Origin of the sequence: Micromonospora sp. HB375 (genome assembly GCF_017872985.1) — a bacterium.
GTDB classification, from domain to species: Bacteria; Actinomycetota; Actinomycetes; order Mycobacteriales; family Micromonosporaceae; genus Micromonospora; species Micromonospora chalcea.
Window position 1 is genome coordinate 379,647 of the sequence record NZ_JAGGJO010000001.1, and the last position, 13,253, is coordinate 392,899.

Genomic DNA, 13,253 nt, shown 5'->3' on the forward strand with positions numbered 1-13,253 from the left:
GTTTACCCGATGTGCGAATCAGATGATCCTGGTCACAGTCATTCCCGGGTTTGGGGAGAGAAAACTGGGGAGGTGGCGGTGGCGACCGTCGCGCTCAAGGATGTCACCAAGGTGTTCCCGGATGGAACAGTCGCGGTCGACACCATCAATCTGGACGTCAACGACGGCGAGTTCATGGTGCTGCTCGGCCCGTCGGGCTGCGGGAAGTCGACGGTGCTGCGCATGGTCGCCGGGCTGGAGGACCCGTCCTCCGGCGCGATCCTGCTCGGCGGTGAGCTGGCCAACGACCTGCCGCCACGCGACCGGAAGATCGCCATGGTCTTCCAGGACTTCGCGCTCTATCCGCACATGACTGTGGGCGACAACATCGGCTTCCCGCTGCGGCTCTCCGGCATCGAGCCCGGCCCGCGCGGCGAGCGGATCCAGGACGTGGCGAGCGCGCTCGGCATCGGCGACGTACTCGCGCGCAAGCCCAGCCAGCTCTCCGGCGGCCAGCGGCAGCGGGTCGCCATGGGGCGGGCGATAGTGCGCCGGCCCGGCCTGTTCCTCATGGACGAGCCGCTGTCGAACCTGGACAGCGGGCTGCGCGCCGAACTGCGGGCGGAGATCTCCGGCCTCACCCGCGAACTCGGCGTCACCACCATCTACGTCACCCACGACCAGGCCGAGGCGCTGACCATGGCCGACCGCGTCGCGATCATGCGCAAGGGCGTGCTCCAGGACGTGGGCACCCCCACCCAGGTGTACGGGCGGCCGGCCACGCTCTACGTCGCCGCGTTCCTGGGCAGCCCCCGGATGAACCTGCTGGAGGCGTCGGTCTACGTGCACCTCGACCGGTACGTCGCGCTGAACCTCGGCGAGCAGTCGCTCTACCTGCCCTGGGACGACATCCGCAGCCGGGCGGTGGCGCACTACCACGGCGAGCGGATCGTGGTCGGCATGCGGGCCGAGGCGCTCACCCCGGTCGCCCCGGACACCGCCGGTGACGTGCTGCACGGGCGTATCCGCTACCTGGAGCACCACGGCCACGAGTCGCTCGCGTTCCTCGACATCGGCGCCACCGCGATCGTGGTCGACGAGATGGGCACCCAGGTGGAGCAGGCCGCACCGGGCCAGCGCGGCCTGCGCCGGTTCAACCAGGTGATGCAGCGGCTCACCGGCCGCGCGACGGAGGCGTCAGCCCCGGCGCCGGAGGCCGGCGGGGGTGGCGGCAACCGCACCAGCGTGCTGCCCGACCCGGGCCGCCACCACCGTCGTCCGGCGGAACTGGCGGTACGGCTCGCGCCGTACCCGCAGGTGTCGCCCGGGCACCCGCTCGCCGTGCAGGTGCGGATGGACGCGCTGCACTTCTTCGACGAGCGAGGCGACCGCATCGACGTCGGCTGGCGGTGAAAGGAAGGGCACCCTGTTAACGCCTCCGGTAGAGGAAGGGCCCCTTGTTAACAGCCGCCGCCCGGAGGGACGGGCCGGTGACGGCGGTACGGGCCCCAGCCGACGAAGCGGGCGAACATGTCGGCCGGGGCGGGCGCGTCGTTCGGGTTCAGCCGGTAGAGGTCGCGCGTCGCCTCGTACAGCAGCCCGCACAGGTAGATCGACAGCCCGATCCGGTTGTCCTCGTACTCGCTGCGCAGCAGCAGACGGGCCGTCGGGCACGGCCACGGCTGGCCGCAGGCCCGGCAGCACCACATCGGACGCAGCGGCGTGTGCGGGGTGGCGTGCAACGGGTACGGCCGGGGTCGATCCGGCTTGGGTCCGTCCGGCGGCTGCCCGAGCTGGTGGCTGATCACCGAGGCTCCTCGTGGCCGTCGCGCCGGTTGCCGGCGTCGCCGCCGCGCTGCTCCGGGACCGGCCAGCGACCGCCGTTCGCCCGCCACTGCTGGGCCGGGGTGAGGTTGCCGACCCGGCCGGGACCCATCGTCGGGAGTGGACGGGTGGGCTGCCGCATCCAGTCCGGCAGATTGTCGCCCCGTACCCGCTGGGGCAGTGTCGGTGCCGACGCACCCCGGCAGCGGAACCAGCGCAGTCGCACGGCGCAACTCCTCTCGGTAGCGGGAATCGGACGAATTCGATTCCACTGCGTGACAGTCTCGTCACCGCGCCGCTAGGGTCGGAAGGCGTTCCACCCCCACCTTCCCGGCCGTCCGACCGGCCGATTTCCGTGTGCAGCCGTGTGCAGAGGTGTGCAGATGATCCGTGTGCCGTTGTGGGAACTGTTCGCCGGTGAGCTACGTCGGTTACGTACCGATGCGGGGCTTACCCAGGAGGCGCTGGGCGAGCGGGTGAGCTATTCGGCGTCGCTGGTGGCGGCCGTCGAGCAGTGCCGCCGCGCGCCGCGCGCCGAGTTCACCGAGCGCTGCGACGAGGTGCTGAACGGCGGCGGCCTGCTGGTGCGGATCCGGGACGCGCTGATGCAGGAGGCGCTGATGCCGTGGTTCCGCGAGTGGGTGAGCATCGAGCAGGAAGCTGCCTCACTGCGTAGCTTCGAGCCGCTGGTTGTTCCCGGGTTGTTGCAGACCGAGGAGTACATCCGTGCGTTGCACGAGGGCGCGAGTCCACTCGTCGGTGAAGCGATGGAGCAGCAGGTAGCCGCGCGGCTGGCCCGCCAGCCGGTGCTGGATCGGCCCGCGCCGCCGCAGTTCGTGGCGGTGCTCGACCACTCGGTGCTGAGCCGGGCGGTCGGCGGGCCGAAGGTGATGCGCGAGCAGTTGGAGCATCTGGTCGAGATGGGCCGCCGGCCGCGTGTGCACCTACACCTGGTCCCGGAGACGGTCGGCGCCTATCCCGGGCTCAACGGTGCGTTCGTGCTCGCCACCCCCGCCGACGGCGACGACGTGGGCTACCTCGATAACCAGTTGCACGGCACAATCGTGGAGCGGACGGTGGACGTGAACTTACTGCGACAGACCTGGGAGTCCGTCCGCGCGGAGGCGATGCCGCACGGGGCGACTCTGGCGGCGATTTCGGAGGCGGCGAAGCGATGGAGTTGACCGGCGCGATCTGGCGCAAGAGCACCCGCAGCAGCGGCAATTCCGGCAACTGCGTGGAGGTGGCGGACAACCTGCCCGGCGTGGTGGGGGTGCGGGACAGCAAGGACCGGCAGGGGCCGGCGCTGACGTTCACGTCGTCGAGCTGGGCGGCGTTCGTCGCGTACGCCAAGCGCGCCTGACCCGTAGCGGTCAACCGGCAGCCGGGTCGCGAACGCTGGCCCGACGATCAGCGTTCGTGCTCGGCTCATCAATGAGTGGCAGAGCTGGACGTCGCGCCGTGCGGAGGCGATGCCGCACGGGGAGACTCTGGCGGCGATCTCGGAGGCGGCGAAGCGATGGAGTTGACCGGCGCGATCTGGCGCAAGAGCACCCGCAGCAGCGGCAACGGCGGCAACTGCGTGGAGGTGGCGGACAATCTGCCCGGCGTGGTGGGGGTGCGGGACAGCAAGGACCGGCAGGGGCCGGCGCTGACGTTCACATCGTCGAGCTGGGCGGCGTTCGTCGCGTACGCGAAGCGGGGTTAGGCAGCGACCGCCGTCGTCACCCGGCGGCGGTGGTCCGCCGTTCCGGCGCGAACGGCCACTCCTCGAACGACTGGCAGCGGCCGTCCTCGGCGAACCGCATGATCCAGAGGTCGCGCCACTCCTGGTGGACCGGGTCGCCGTACCGGACCTGCACCCGGGCCACAGCGGTGTCGCCGTCGACCGCGACGACCTCCGAGGTCATCTGGAAGACCTCGTCGGGTCCGTCGCGTTCGCTGTCCCACATGCGGACGATGGCGGGCAGGCCGACCACCGGATCCCGGTACGGCCCCTGCTGGTAGGTCGCGTCGGGCGTGAACATCGTGCCGAGCGCCGCAGTGCCCGGTGTGCGCCACGCCTGCTCGTACGCCGCGATCCAGGCGGCCACCCGATTCCTGTCCATGGCTGCCAGCCTGCCATCCCCGCCCGCCCGGATCTCCCACATCGGCCGCCCGGGGTCGTCGTTGTGCACCACGACGTCGGCGTGCTCGGCCGGGCGGGCAGTGGCGAAGTAGAGCCGCTGGGCGGGAAGGTACCGCTCGTGCCAGCGCCGCTCGACGTCGGCTCTCGTTGACACGCGGCTCTCGCGGATCACGGCACGGTCCACCGTCTTGTCGAGCGCGGTGGACACGAAGACGCGCAGCTCCCACCGGTCGACCAGTTCCGGGCGCAGCAGGAAGACGCCGTCGAAGACCAGCACGGCGTCCGCCGGAGCGGTCGTGGGCGGCGGAGACAGCACCGTATCCGTCGCGTGGTCGTAGACCGTGTGCCGGAAGCGTCGATCTCCGCCCGGGCCGAGCGGATCGAGCAGCACCCGGTTCAGCGACCCGTGATCGTGGGTGTCGACGTAGCAGCCCTCGGCCGAGAACTCGCCGCGCCGGTAACGCCGGGCGCGGGGGAAGAGGAAGTCGTCGACCGTCGCGCGGATGACGTACCGGCCCCGGGCGCGCAGGACGGCGGCCAGCTCGTCGGCGAGCGTGGTCTTGCCGGCAGCGGGCGGCCCGTCGACCGCGACCCGGGTCGGGTACGGCACGGTGACGGACCCGACCGCGTCGGCCAGGAGGCCGATCAGCTCGCGGCGGGGATAAATGGATTGCCCCTGCGCCCGGCCGGGAGTTTCACTGCCGCCCATGCCGTCCCCCTCACCGGTCTTCGTCGCGGGCACAGGTCGTTCGGGCACCTCGCGGATCGCCGACGTCATCGGCCAGCACCCGCTGATCCACCGGATCCCGATGGAAACCAAGTTCATCGTCGAACCCGGCGGCCTGCGGGACCTGGCCGACGCGCTCACCGAACGGTACGACCCCATCGTCGGCGAGGACGCCCTGCAGCGGCTCAGCGACTTCCTGACCGTACGGGTGCCCGGACGGCGTGACGATCGTGGCAAGACCGTGCCCGAGCTGGTCGGCGAACGGCGCTACCGGGACGCCGTACACCAGCTCTGGCCGCTGTTGATCGCGGACGCCTTCGAGGAGCCCGCGCCCGCGGCGGGCTTCGGCGACGGCGACCGGCCCGCCGGGCCGTTCGGGCCGACGGGCCGACGACGGGTCGTGCCGAGGTACTTCCGCGACCGGGCCGAGCTGATCGCCGTCCTGCGCGGTCTGGTCGAGACGCTGTTCGGCGGCGCGGCGGCCGACGCGGGCAAGCCGACGTGGTGCGAGAAGACGCCGTTCAACCTCTTCGCCATGGACTTCCTCTGGGAGCTGTTTCCCGAGGCGACGATCGTGCACATCACACGGCACCCGGTCTCCGTGCTCGCCTCCCACCTGGCCCAGCCGTGGGCGCCGTCAACAGTCGACGGGGCGCTCGCCTACCTCGTGCCGGTCTATCAACGATGGCTGGCCTGGAGGAACGCCGCCGACCTGACGACCCGGCGGTACGTCGAGGTGAAGGCGGAAGACCTCGCGGCCGACTGGGCCGGGCAGCGGCGCGCCCTGTTCGCATGGCTCGGCGTCGAGGACGCCGTCACCGCGTCGACGTTCCAGGCGGGCAGGCTCGCGCACCGTGACGACCAGTTCGACGCCGGCACCCGCGCGTACGTCGAGCGGGAACTGGGCGAGATCATCCCCGCCATGGGCTACGAGTGACGGCCGAGCTGTCGAGGGCCGGCCCCGCTGTGCGGAGCTGACCGGCCCGATCAGGTGATGCGGCTCCGGATCACGCCTTGCGGCGCAGTTCGCGGAGCACGCCGTGCCGGCGGAGCGCCCACGCCAGTCGCCGCGCGCTCGGGTGCCGGACGAACAGCACCGCCGCCCGGCGGACCAGCCCGAACCGGTTGTCGCTCACCTGGTCGTCGGCCGCCCGCCAGATCAGCTCGCGGACGCCGGGGCTGTCCAGCATCGCCCTTACCTCGTGGCGTACCCGGGGGTCCTCGGCCGCGGACGTGACGGCGGTGACCAGGCCGGGACGGTCGGCGAGCGGCTCCACCGACGCGGCGACGAGCGGCCGGCGTACGGTGTCCCGCTCCAGCAGCAGCAACACCGCCTCCCGGACCTCGGTGCTGTCGAGCCCGGACCGCAGCAGGCCCAGCGCGCTGCGCTCGACCTCGCGGTCGCGGTCCGGAAGGGACAGTGCGGCCAGCAGCACTGTCACCTCGTCGAGGTCGACGAGGTGACGCAGCCCGTCGCGGAACTCCGGGAGCGCCCACGCCACCGTCAGCCCGCGCGCGAGATCGCGGTTCATGGGCCATTCGCTACCCGGAGTCGACAGCCGCCGAAACGCCGCGACAGCGCCGTGAAATAAGCCGTGGTTACAACCGTTCACCTGACCCGGTCGTATTGGCAGCCTCGGTTGCGAGAACGACCGGCATGGCCGGATAGGGGTCGCTGATCGGTTTGCGCTGAGCATGGACTCTTTCCCGCACCGTCACCAGCGTGGGGCCGGCGACGTAATGCCTGCCCCGCCGCTCACCTCGTGCTTCCAGAAGGCCCTGCTCGACAAGGCTGGCCAGATCCCGAGATGCGGTCCTGTCCTCGACATCGGCAAGTTTGACGTACCCGGAGCGACGGATGCGATAGCCCAGGACTGCCTCGTAGAGGAGATCGGTCACCCGCTCAGGGAGCCTGTTCTCGGCAACGATCGCGTCCAACTCCGACCAGATGCCGGACGCCTCCTCGAAGCGGCGAGCGACGGTCTGCGCCTGCATGTGATGGGCGCGCAGGTTGAACGACACCCAGAGGTGCGCCGAACCTTCGGGGTTCCAGCGGCCACGTCCGGTAACCGCCAACACCCGGTAGTAGTCCTCGGTGTTGCTGCCCAGCCATTCCTCGATGCTGGAGAAAGCAGGCTCGACGATCGCGCGTCGGGAGAGCACCAACGTCTGAAGGGCGCGTGCCATTCGCCCGTTGCCATCACGGAACGGATGGATCATCACCAGGTTCAGATGCGCCATGGCTGCTTTGACGAGCGGAGAGGCGGTGACATCCGACCGTAGATCTTCGGTTAGCTCCTCCATGAGGTGAGGCACGTGGTCGGCGTCCGCGCCCTCGTACACCCGCTCATCGGTTCGCTCATCGTGGACGTAGATCGGGCTCTTGCGATATTGCCCCGGGCTCTTGCCCAGATCGTGCGAGAGCATCATGTAGTGCATGCTGCGGATCACCGACGTGTCGAACCGGAAGTGCGGATCCCCGGCGGTTTGCAGCACGTATCCCAGAGCCTGCCGATAGCCCCGGATCTCGGCGAAGGTCCGGTCGTCGGCGCTCAGCGGCTCCTCGCCGTCCAGCGCGGCGGCGGCGTCGTCCTCGGCGACCACGTAGCCCTCGATGCTGTTGGAGCCGAGAATCGCGCGGGCCAACATCGTGCGCCGGAGGCCACCGGTCCACCGGCGAGGAGTGCGCAGGACATCGGCGAGCATGCGGCGCATGTCATGCACCTCGGCCAGGACGGTCTCGTCGCGATCGTTGAGTTCTGGGGTGGCGTAGATCATCTCATGTCCCAATGTCTCTTAATAAGAGACAAGGCTAGCGTCAGGCGATGTGGATGTCACTTATTTAGTGACATTCGGCCAACGTGTTCCGGTGTCTTGCCGGGGAAGTTACCGGCGAGTAGCGTTCGGGCATGAGCATCGACTCTCGCCAGGTCGCGGCCGGTCTCCTCGACGCCGTGCCGTTCGCCCGCACGCTCGGGATCGAGTTCGTCGAGGTGGCGCCCGAGGCCGAGGGCGGGGTCCGGGCCGTGGTCCGGCTCCCCGACGACCCGGCGCACCACAACCACGTGGGCGGCCCGCATGCCGGGGCCATGTTCACGCTGGGGGAGAGCGCCTCGGGCGCGGTTGTCCTGGCCGCGTTCGGGCAGGTGCTCGACCGGGCCGTACCCCTGGCCGTGACCGCGACCATCCGCTACCTCAAGGTGGCGGTGGGGCCGGTGCTGGCGACGGCGCGGCTCGGCGGTGTCCCCGCCGAGGTGCTGGCCGAGCTGGACGCCGGGCGACGGCCCGAGTTCCCGGTCGAGGTGGAGGTCCGCACCGAGGACGGCACGCTCACCTCCTCGCTCACCGTGATCTGGACGCTGCGCCCGAACCGCTGAGCCCTGAACGAGTTTGCCCGGGGCGAGCGCCGGATAGATTCAAACGATGCTGGGCCTCCCCGCGCACGTGAGCGCGTGTCTCTTCGATCTGGACGGTGTGCTGACGCAGACCGCCAAGGTGCACAACGCCGCCTGGGCGGAGACGTTCGACGCCTACCTGCGGCGACGGTCCGTCGAAACCGGCGAGCCGTTCCAACCGTTCGACCCCGGACCGGACTACAACCGTTACGTGGACGGCAGACCGCGCGCCGACGGGGTGCGCACATTCCTGGCCTCGCGCGGCATCACCCTGCCCGAGGGCTCACCCGACGACCCACCCGAGGCGGACACGGTCAACGGCCTCGGCAACCGCAAGAACGTCGTCCTGCTCCAGCGGATCGAGCAGCACGGCGTCGAGGCGTACGAAGGTTCGGTTCGCTACCTGGAGGCCGCCACTGCGGCCGGGCTGCGGCGGGCGGTCGTCTCGGCCAGCGCCAACTGCGCCGCCGTGGTGCACGCCGCCGGGCTGGACCGCTGGCTGGAGGCGCGGGTCGACGGCGTGGTCGCCCGCGCGAACGGGCTGCGCGGCAAACCGGACCCGGACACGTTCCTGGAAGGCGCGCGGCTGCTCGGCGTCGAACCGGCGCAGGCCGCCGTCTTCGAGGACGCCCTCGCCGGCGTGGCCGCCGGACGGGCCGGCGGATTCGGGTACGTGATCGGCGTCGACCGGGTCGGCCAGGCCGACGAACTGCTGGCGCACGGCGCCGACGTGGTGGTCACCGACCTCGCCGAACTGCTCGCGGCGGAGCCGGCCGCGTGATCCGGGAACGGGCGTATCCGGTCGAGCCCTGGCATGTCCGGGAGGTACGCCTCGACATGGACGTGCTGGCCCAGTCCGAGTCGGTGTTCGCGCTCTCCAACGGGCACATCGGGCTGCGCGGCAACCTCGACGAGGGTGAGCCGCACGGCCTGCCCGGCACGTACCTGAACTCCTTCTACGAACTGCGCCCGCTGCCGTACGCGGAAGCCGGCTTCGGCTTCCCCGAGTCCGGGCAGACCATCGTCAACGTCACCAACGGCAAACTGATCCGGCTGCTCGTGGACGACGAACCGCTCGACGTCCGCTACGGCGAGGTGCTCGCCCACGAGCGGGTCCTCGACATGCGCGCCGGGACGCTCCAACGCGACCTGCACTGGCGTTCCCCGGCCGGGCGCGAGGTCAAGGTCCGCACCACCCGGCTGGTGTCGTTCACCCAGCGCTCGGTCGCCGCCATCCACTACGAGGTGGAGCCGGTCGACGGGCCGCTGCGGCTGATCCTCCAGTCCGAGCTGGTGGCCAACGAGACGCTGCCGCCGCAGAGCCGCGACCCCCGGGTGGCCGCCGTACTGGAGTCACCGCTGCAGGCCGAGGAGGAACTCACCACCGACGACGGCGGCCTGCTCATCCACCGGACCAAGGTCAGCGGCCTGCGGGTCGCCGCCGCCATGGGCCACGACGTGCACGGCCCCGAACGCACCACGATCGAGAGCGAAGGGTACGAGGACTGGGTCCGCACCACCATCGGCTGCGTGCTCAAGCCCGGCGAGAAGCTGCACGTGATCAAGTACCTCACGTACGGCTGGTCCAGCCGCCGGTCGCTGCCGGCGCTGCGCGACCAGGTCGGCGCGGCGCTCGCCGCGGCCCGGCTCGACGGCTGGGACGGGCTGCGCCGGGCGCAGCGGGAATACCTCGACGCGTTCTGGGACGCCGCCGACGTGCGCGTCGAAGGCGACCCGGAGGTGCAGCAGGCCGTCCGCTTCGGCCTCTTCCACGTGCTCCAGGCCGGCGCCCGCGGGGAACGGCGGCCGATCTCCGCCAAGGGCCTCACCGGCCCCGGGTACGACGGCCACGCGTTCTGGGACACCGAGATGTTCGTGCTGCCGGTGCTCACGTACACCCAGCCCGGCGCGGTCCGCGACGCGCTGCAGTGGCGGTACGCCACGCTCGCCCAGGCCCAGGAGCGGGCCCGCACGCTGAACCTCGAAGGCGCCGCCTTCCCGTGGCGCACCATCGAAGGACCCGAGTCGTCGGCGTACTGGCCGGCCGGAACCGCCGCGTTCCACATCGCCGCCGACGTCGCCGACGCGCTGCGCCGCTACGTGCTGGTCACCGGCGACGAGACACTGGAACGCGAGATCGGACTGGAACTGCTTGTCGAGACCGCCCGGCTGTGGCGATCCCTCGGCCACCACGACCGGGCCGGGCAGTTCCACATCGACGGCGTGACCGGCCCCGACGAGTACACAGCCGTGAAGAACGACAACGTCTACACCAACCTGATGGCGCAGCGGAACCTGCGTACCGCCGCGGACTGCGCGATGCGCTACCGGGACCAGGCCCTCGACCTCGGCGTCACCGAGGAGGAAGCCGCCGCGTGGCGGGACGCCGCGAACGACATGCACGTCCCGTACGACGCCGAGACCGAGGTGCACGAGCAGGTCGAGGGGTTCACCCGGTTCCAGGAGTGGGACTTCGAGCACACGCCACCGGAGAAGTACCCGCTGCTGCTGCACTACCCGTACTTCGACCTCTACCGGAAGCAGGTCGTCAAGCAGGCCGACCTGGTGTTGGCCATGCACTGGCGGGGCGACGCGTTCAGCGCCGCCGAGAAACTGCGCAACTTCGTCTACTACGAGCGGCGCACCGTACGCGACTCGTCGTTGAGCGCCTGCACCCAGGCGGTGCTCGCGGCCGAGGTCGGCTTCCTCGAACTGGCCCACCGCTACCTGCGCGAGGCCGCGCTGATGGACCTGCACGACCTGAACGAGAACACCCGTGACGGCGTGCACATGGCGTCCCTGGCCGGCGCCTGGATCGCGCTCGTCGCCGGATTCGGCGGCCTGCGGGACCACGACGGGACGCTCTCCTTCGCGCCCCGGCTCTCCAGCCGCCTCAGCCGACTGGAGTTCTCGCTCCAGTGGCGCGGGATGCGACTGCGCGTCGACGTGCGGCCGCACCAGACCACGTACTCGCTGCGCAACGGCGGCCCGGACACGGTGGTGGAGCTGAGGCACCACGGCGAGCCGCTGCGGGTCACCTCGGCGCAGCCGGTCACCGTGCCGATCCCGCCCGAGCACCCGACCGAGCCGCAGCCGGAGCAGCCGCAGGGCCGCGCGCCGCTGATGCACCTGCCGGAACGCATGTAGCGGTCCCGCCCCGAAGAGGCGGGACCGCTCGGTACGCGTACCTCAGAACTGGCGGCCGTTGGACGGGCGCCCGCCGGCGTCGCGCGGCGCCGTGGCCCGCGGATCGTCGGATGTCCGCGCCGTCGAGGCGCGGTCGGCCCAGTCCGGCGAGCCCTCAAGCTCCCGCTTGCGGCGCTCCTGGTCGGTGAGTTCCTGTTCCCGGGACCTGTCCTGTTTCGCCATGACGATCCTCGCGATCCGTCGGGGTCCGTGGTCACCCCGCGCGTTCCCGCCCGGCGGCGGCTCAACCGTCCAGGTGGCGGGCGAAGCTGCGCCGCAGGTGGTCCTTGGGGCGGGAGCCGACGATCGAGCCGACCACCTCGCCGTCCCGGAACACCAGCATGGTCGGCGCGGACATGATCCGGTGGGCGCGGGTGGTGGCCGGGTTCTCGTCGGTGTTGAGGGTGACGAAGCGCAGCGCGTCGCCGAACTCCTCGGCCAGCTCGGCCAGGTGCTTCGACACCACCCGGCACGGCGGGCACCACTCGGCCCAGAAGTCGACCACCACGGGCCGGTCGGCGGCCAGCACGGTGGCCGCGAAGGTGTCGTCGGTGACCGGGGTCAGCCGGCCGGTCCCCGTGTCCTGAGGCATGTTTCCTCCCGTTGGGCGATCGCGTGGGCGAGCTGGTCGTGCAGGCGGCGGCGGACGTCGCCCAGCCGGTCGAGGTAGTCGTCCACCTCGGCGAGCTTGCGCCGCAGCACCGCCACCGAATCGGGGCAGACGTCACCGGAGTCGTTCCCCGCGCGCAGGCAGGCGACGAACGGGCGGATGTCGTCCAGGCCGAAACCGATCGCCAGCAGGGAGCGGATCTCGCGGACGACGCGCAGTTCCGCCTCGTCGTAGATCCGGTACCCGTTGGCGGACCGGCCCGGCCGGACCAGGCCGTGGGTCTCGTAGTAGCGCAGGGTGCGGGTGCTCGTACCGGCCCGCCGCGCCAGCTCCCCGATCCGCATCCGCCGCCCCCGTCCCTGCCTGTGAATCGACGCTAAACCTTGCCGCCGACGTCAACGCAACCCCGCACGCGCGGCCTCCCCGCGCGGCGTTCCCCGCCGGGATCCCCGCTGGCTGTCCCCGTCGATCATGAGGTTGACGGCGTTGTGGATCTCCAAATCTGCCGCCAACTTCATGATCGACCCCGTCGGGGCGGGGTCCGGTGGGGCTGGGGTGGCGTCCCTCGTGGATCTTGGTACGAAACGGCCCCTCCAGGGGCCGTTTCGTACCAAGATCTCCCGTGGTCTTGCCCGGATGGGCGTGATCATGAAGTTGACGGCGTGGGGAAGCGCTTTCTGGGCCGTCAACTTCATGATCGTGCGGTTGGGGGGTATCGGGTGGGCGGGGGGTGGAGGGATATGCGTGAGGTTTCGGTGCCTGTTGTCGACGGGGGGCTCGTCGGGGATGTCAGTGTGCCCGGCGGGGCCGGTGGGGTGGTGCTGTTCGCGCACGGGAGCGGCAGCTCGCGGCACAGCCCGCGCAACACGGCCGTCGGACGCGCGCTCAACGACCGTGGGCTGGCCACCGTGCTGGTCGACCTGCTGACCGCCGACGAGGAGGCGCGGGACGAGGTCACCGCCGAACTGCGCTTCGACATCGGGATGCTGGCCGAGCGCCTGGCCGGAATCGTCGACTGGATGGGCGCCGACCCGGAGCTGGGGCGGCTCCCGATCGGGCTGTTCGGCGCCAGCACCGGCGCCGCCGCCGCCCTGGTCGCCGCGGCGGCCCGGCCGGACCGGGTGGGCGCGGTGGTCTCCCGGGGTGGCCGGCCCGACCTGGCCGGAAGCTCACTGACCGCGGTACGCGCACCGACGCTGCTGCTCGTCGGCGGCCTGGACGAGCAGGTGATCGTGCTCAACGAGCAGGCCCGGGACGCGCTCGGCGAGGTGGCGGAGCTGCGGATCGTGCCCGGCGCCACCCACCTGTTCGAGGAGCCCGGCACGCTGGAGCAGGTGGCCGACCAGGCAGGTACCTGGTTCACCACCCACCTGCGCCAGCCGCACCCCGCCTGAGCGGGCAGCC

17 protein-coding genes and 1 pseudogene are annotated in these 13,253 nt (G+C 71.1%); 9 read left to right on the top strand and 9 right to left on the bottom strand.

Annotated features, from left to right (window positions below; all coding sequences use genetic code 11):
• Window positions 1–78 precede the first annotated feature (78 nt).
• Window positions 79–1,392, top strand: coding sequence for an ABC transporter ATP-binding protein (locus J3R08_RS01910; RefSeq protein ID WP_043330711.1), 1,314 nt, complete (start codon window positions 79–81; stop codon window positions 1,390–1,392).
• 47 nt (window positions 1,393–1,439) lie between these two features.
• Here the strand turns inward: J3R08_RS01910 and J3R08_RS01915 are convergent, their stop codons facing one another.
• The gene (locus J3R08_RS01915) at window positions 1,440–1,787 is read right to left on the bottom strand and encodes a hypothetical protein (RefSeq protein ID WP_209959756.1); all 348 of its coding nucleotides are present in this window, start codon (window positions 1,785–1,787) and stop codon (window positions 1,440–1,442) included.
• A complete protein-coding gene (locus J3R08_RS01920) occupies window positions 1,784–2,029 on the bottom strand; it encodes a hypothetical protein (protein ID WP_043327123.1) in 246 nt (81 codons plus the stop codon). The genes J3R08_RS01915 and J3R08_RS01920 overlap by 4 nt, the downstream gene beginning before the upstream one ends.
• A gap of 157 nt (window positions 2,030–2,186) precedes the next feature.
• Between J3R08_RS01920 and J3R08_RS01925 the strand changes: the two genes are divergently transcribed.
• From J3R08_RS01925 to J3R08_RS01935, 3 genes are all read left to right on the top strand, one after another.
• Entirely contained in the window at window positions 2,187–2,987 is an 801-nt protein-coding gene (locus J3R08_RS01925) for a helix-turn-helix transcriptional regulator (RefSeq protein WP_209959758.1), read from the top strand.
• Entirely contained in the window at window positions 2,978–3,166 is a 189-nt protein-coding gene (locus J3R08_RS01930; protein ID WP_209959760.1) for a DUF397 domain-containing protein, read from the top strand. Before J3R08_RS01925 ends, J3R08_RS01930 begins: the two co-directional genes overlap by 10 nt.
• 156 nt (window positions 3,167–3,322) lie before the next feature.
• A complete protein-coding gene (locus J3R08_RS01935; protein ID WP_209959762.1) occupies window positions 3,323–3,511 on the top strand; it encodes a DUF397 domain-containing protein in 189 nt (62 codons plus the stop codon).
• Between the two features lie 16 nt (window positions 3,512–3,527).
• Here the strand turns inward: J3R08_RS01935 and J3R08_RS31765 are convergent, their stop codons facing one another.
• Window positions 3,528–3,953 (bottom strand): nuclear transport factor 2 family protein, encoded by a 426-nt coding sequence (locus tag J3R08_RS31765; protein ID WP_307849668.1) that lies wholly within the window; start codon window positions 3,951–3,953, stop codon window positions 3,528–3,530.
• A pseudogene (locus J3R08_RS31770) lies at window positions 3,936–4,640 on the bottom strand (hypothetical protein); the annotation flags it as partial. The gene J3R08_RS31765 and the pseudogene J3R08_RS31770, both read right to left, overlap by 18 nt.
• On the opposite strand from J3R08_RS31770, the gene J3R08_RS01945 reads away from it, so the two are divergent.
• On the top strand, window positions 4,639–5,595 hold the full coding sequence (locus J3R08_RS01945; protein ID WP_245254652.1) for a sulfotransferase: 957 nt from the start codon (window positions 4,639–4,641) through the stop codon (window positions 5,593–5,595). The pseudogene J3R08_RS31770 and the gene J3R08_RS01945 sit on opposite strands and share 2 nt — an antisense overlap.
• A gap of 70 nt (window positions 5,596–5,665) precedes the next feature.
• Here the strand turns inward: J3R08_RS01945 and J3R08_RS01950 are convergent, their stop codons facing one another.
• Together J3R08_RS01950 and J3R08_RS01955 are read right to left on the bottom strand one after the other, a co-directional pair.
• A complete protein-coding gene (locus tag J3R08_RS01950) occupies window positions 5,666–6,190 on the bottom strand; it encodes a hypothetical protein (protein WP_209959767.1) in 525 nt (174 codons plus the stop codon).
• A 67-nt stretch (window positions 6,191–6,257) separates the two neighbouring features.
• Entirely contained in the window at window positions 6,258–7,436 is a 1,179-nt protein-coding gene (locus tag J3R08_RS01955; protein WP_064448791.1) for a Fic family protein, read from the bottom strand.
• A 131-nt stretch (window positions 7,437–7,567) separates the two neighbouring features.
• On the opposite strand from J3R08_RS01955, the gene J3R08_RS01960 reads away from it, so the two are divergent.
• Genes J3R08_RS01960 through J3R08_RS01970 form a run of 3 tightly spaced genes read left to right on the top strand, consistent with a single transcriptional unit; the run spans window position 7,568 to window position 11,200 of the window.
• On the top strand, window positions 7,568–8,035 hold the full coding sequence (locus J3R08_RS01960; RefSeq protein ID WP_030503534.1) for a DUF4442 domain-containing protein: 468 nt from the start codon (window positions 7,568–7,570) through the stop codon (window positions 8,033–8,035).
• 46 nt (window positions 8,036–8,081) lie between these two features.
• A complete protein-coding gene (locus tag J3R08_RS01965) occupies window positions 8,082–8,834 on the top strand; it encodes an HAD family phosphatase (protein WP_043327111.1) in 753 nt (250 codons plus the stop codon).
• The gene (locus J3R08_RS01970) at window positions 8,831–11,200 is read left to right on the top strand and encodes a glycoside hydrolase family 65 protein (protein WP_187693856.1); all 2,370 of its coding nucleotides are present in this window, start codon (window positions 8,831–8,833) and stop codon (window positions 11,198–11,200) included. The genes J3R08_RS01965 and J3R08_RS01970 overlap by 4 nt, the downstream gene beginning before the upstream one ends.
• 42 nt (window positions 11,201–11,242) lie before the next feature.
• Here the strand turns inward: J3R08_RS01970 and J3R08_RS01975 are convergent, their stop codons facing one another.
• The 3 genes from J3R08_RS01975 to J3R08_RS01985 all read right to left on the bottom strand — a co-directional run bounded on the left by J3R08_RS01975 (window position 11,243) and on the right by J3R08_RS01985 (window position 12,193).
• The gene (locus J3R08_RS01975; RefSeq protein ID WP_030503531.1) at window positions 11,243–11,422 is read right to left on the bottom strand and encodes a hypothetical protein; all 180 of its coding nucleotides are present in this window, start codon (window positions 11,420–11,422) and stop codon (window positions 11,243–11,245) included.
• 61 nt (window positions 11,423–11,483) lie between these two features.
• Window positions 11,484–11,831, bottom strand: coding sequence for a co-chaperone YbbN (locus J3R08_RS01980; protein ID WP_043327107.1), 348 nt, complete (start codon window positions 11,829–11,831; stop codon window positions 11,484–11,486).
• On the bottom strand, window positions 11,801–12,193 hold the full coding sequence (locus J3R08_RS01985) for a MerR family transcriptional regulator (RefSeq protein WP_043327105.1): 393 nt from the start codon (window positions 12,191–12,193) through the stop codon (window positions 11,801–11,803). Before J3R08_RS01985 ends, J3R08_RS01980 begins: the two co-directional genes overlap by 31 nt.
• A gap of 396 nt (window positions 12,194–12,589) precedes the next feature.
• On the opposite strand from J3R08_RS01985, the gene J3R08_RS01990 reads away from it, so the two are divergent.
• Window positions 12,590–13,243, top strand: coding sequence for a dienelactone hydrolase family protein (locus J3R08_RS01990; RefSeq protein WP_209959769.1), 654 nt, complete (start codon window positions 12,590–12,592; stop codon window positions 13,241–13,243).
• Window positions 13,244–13,253: the final 10 nt, after the last annotated feature.

Coding starts and splice junctions, on each gene's coding strand:
- J3R08_RS01925 (WP_209959758.1), top strand. CDS start 2,187: ATGATCCGTGTGCCGTTGTGGGAACTGTTCGCCGGTGAGCTACGTCGG.
- J3R08_RS01930 (WP_209959760.1), top strand. CDS start 2,978: ATGGAGTTGACCGGCGCGATCTGGCGCAAGAGCACCCGCAGCAGCGGC.
- J3R08_RS01935 (WP_209959762.1), top strand. CDS start 3,323: ATGGAGTTGACCGGCGCGATCTGGCGCAAGAGCACCCGCAGCAGCGGC.
- J3R08_RS31765 (WP_307849668.1), bottom strand. CDS start 3,953: ATGTGGGAGATCCGGGCGGGCGGGGATGGCAGGCTGGCAGCCATGGAC.
- J3R08_RS01945 (WP_245254652.1), top strand. CDS start 4,639: ATGCCGTCCCCCTCACCGGTCTTCGTCGCGGGCACAGGTCGTTCGGGC.
- J3R08_RS01950 (WP_209959767.1), bottom strand. CDS start 6,190: ATGAACCGCGATCTCGCGCGCGGGCTGACGGTGGCGTGGGCGCTCCCG.
- J3R08_RS01955 (WP_064448791.1), bottom strand. CDS start 7,436: ATGATCTACGCCACCCCAGAACTCAACGATCGCGACGAGACCGTCCTG.
- J3R08_RS01960 (WP_030503534.1), top strand. CDS start 7,568: ATGAGCATCGACTCTCGCCAGGTCGCGGCCGGTCTCCTCGACGCCGTG.
- J3R08_RS01965 (WP_043327111.1), top strand. CDS start 8,082: ATGCTGGGCCTCCCCGCGCACGTGAGCGCGTGTCTCTTCGATCTGGAC.
- J3R08_RS01975 (WP_030503531.1), bottom strand. CDS start 11,422: ATGGCGAAACAGGACAGGTCCCGGGAACAGGAACTCACCGACCAGGAG.
- J3R08_RS01980 (WP_043327107.1), bottom strand. CDS start 11,831: ATGCCTCAGGACACGGGGACCGGCCGGCTGACCCCGGTCACCGACGAC.
- J3R08_RS01985 (WP_043327105.1), bottom strand. CDS start 12,193: ATGCGGATCGGGGAGCTGGCGCGGCGGGCCGGTACGAGCACCCGCACC.
- J3R08_RS01990 (WP_209959769.1), top strand. CDS start 12,590: ATGCGTGAGGTTTCGGTGCCTGTTGTCGACGGGGGGCTCGTCGGGGAT.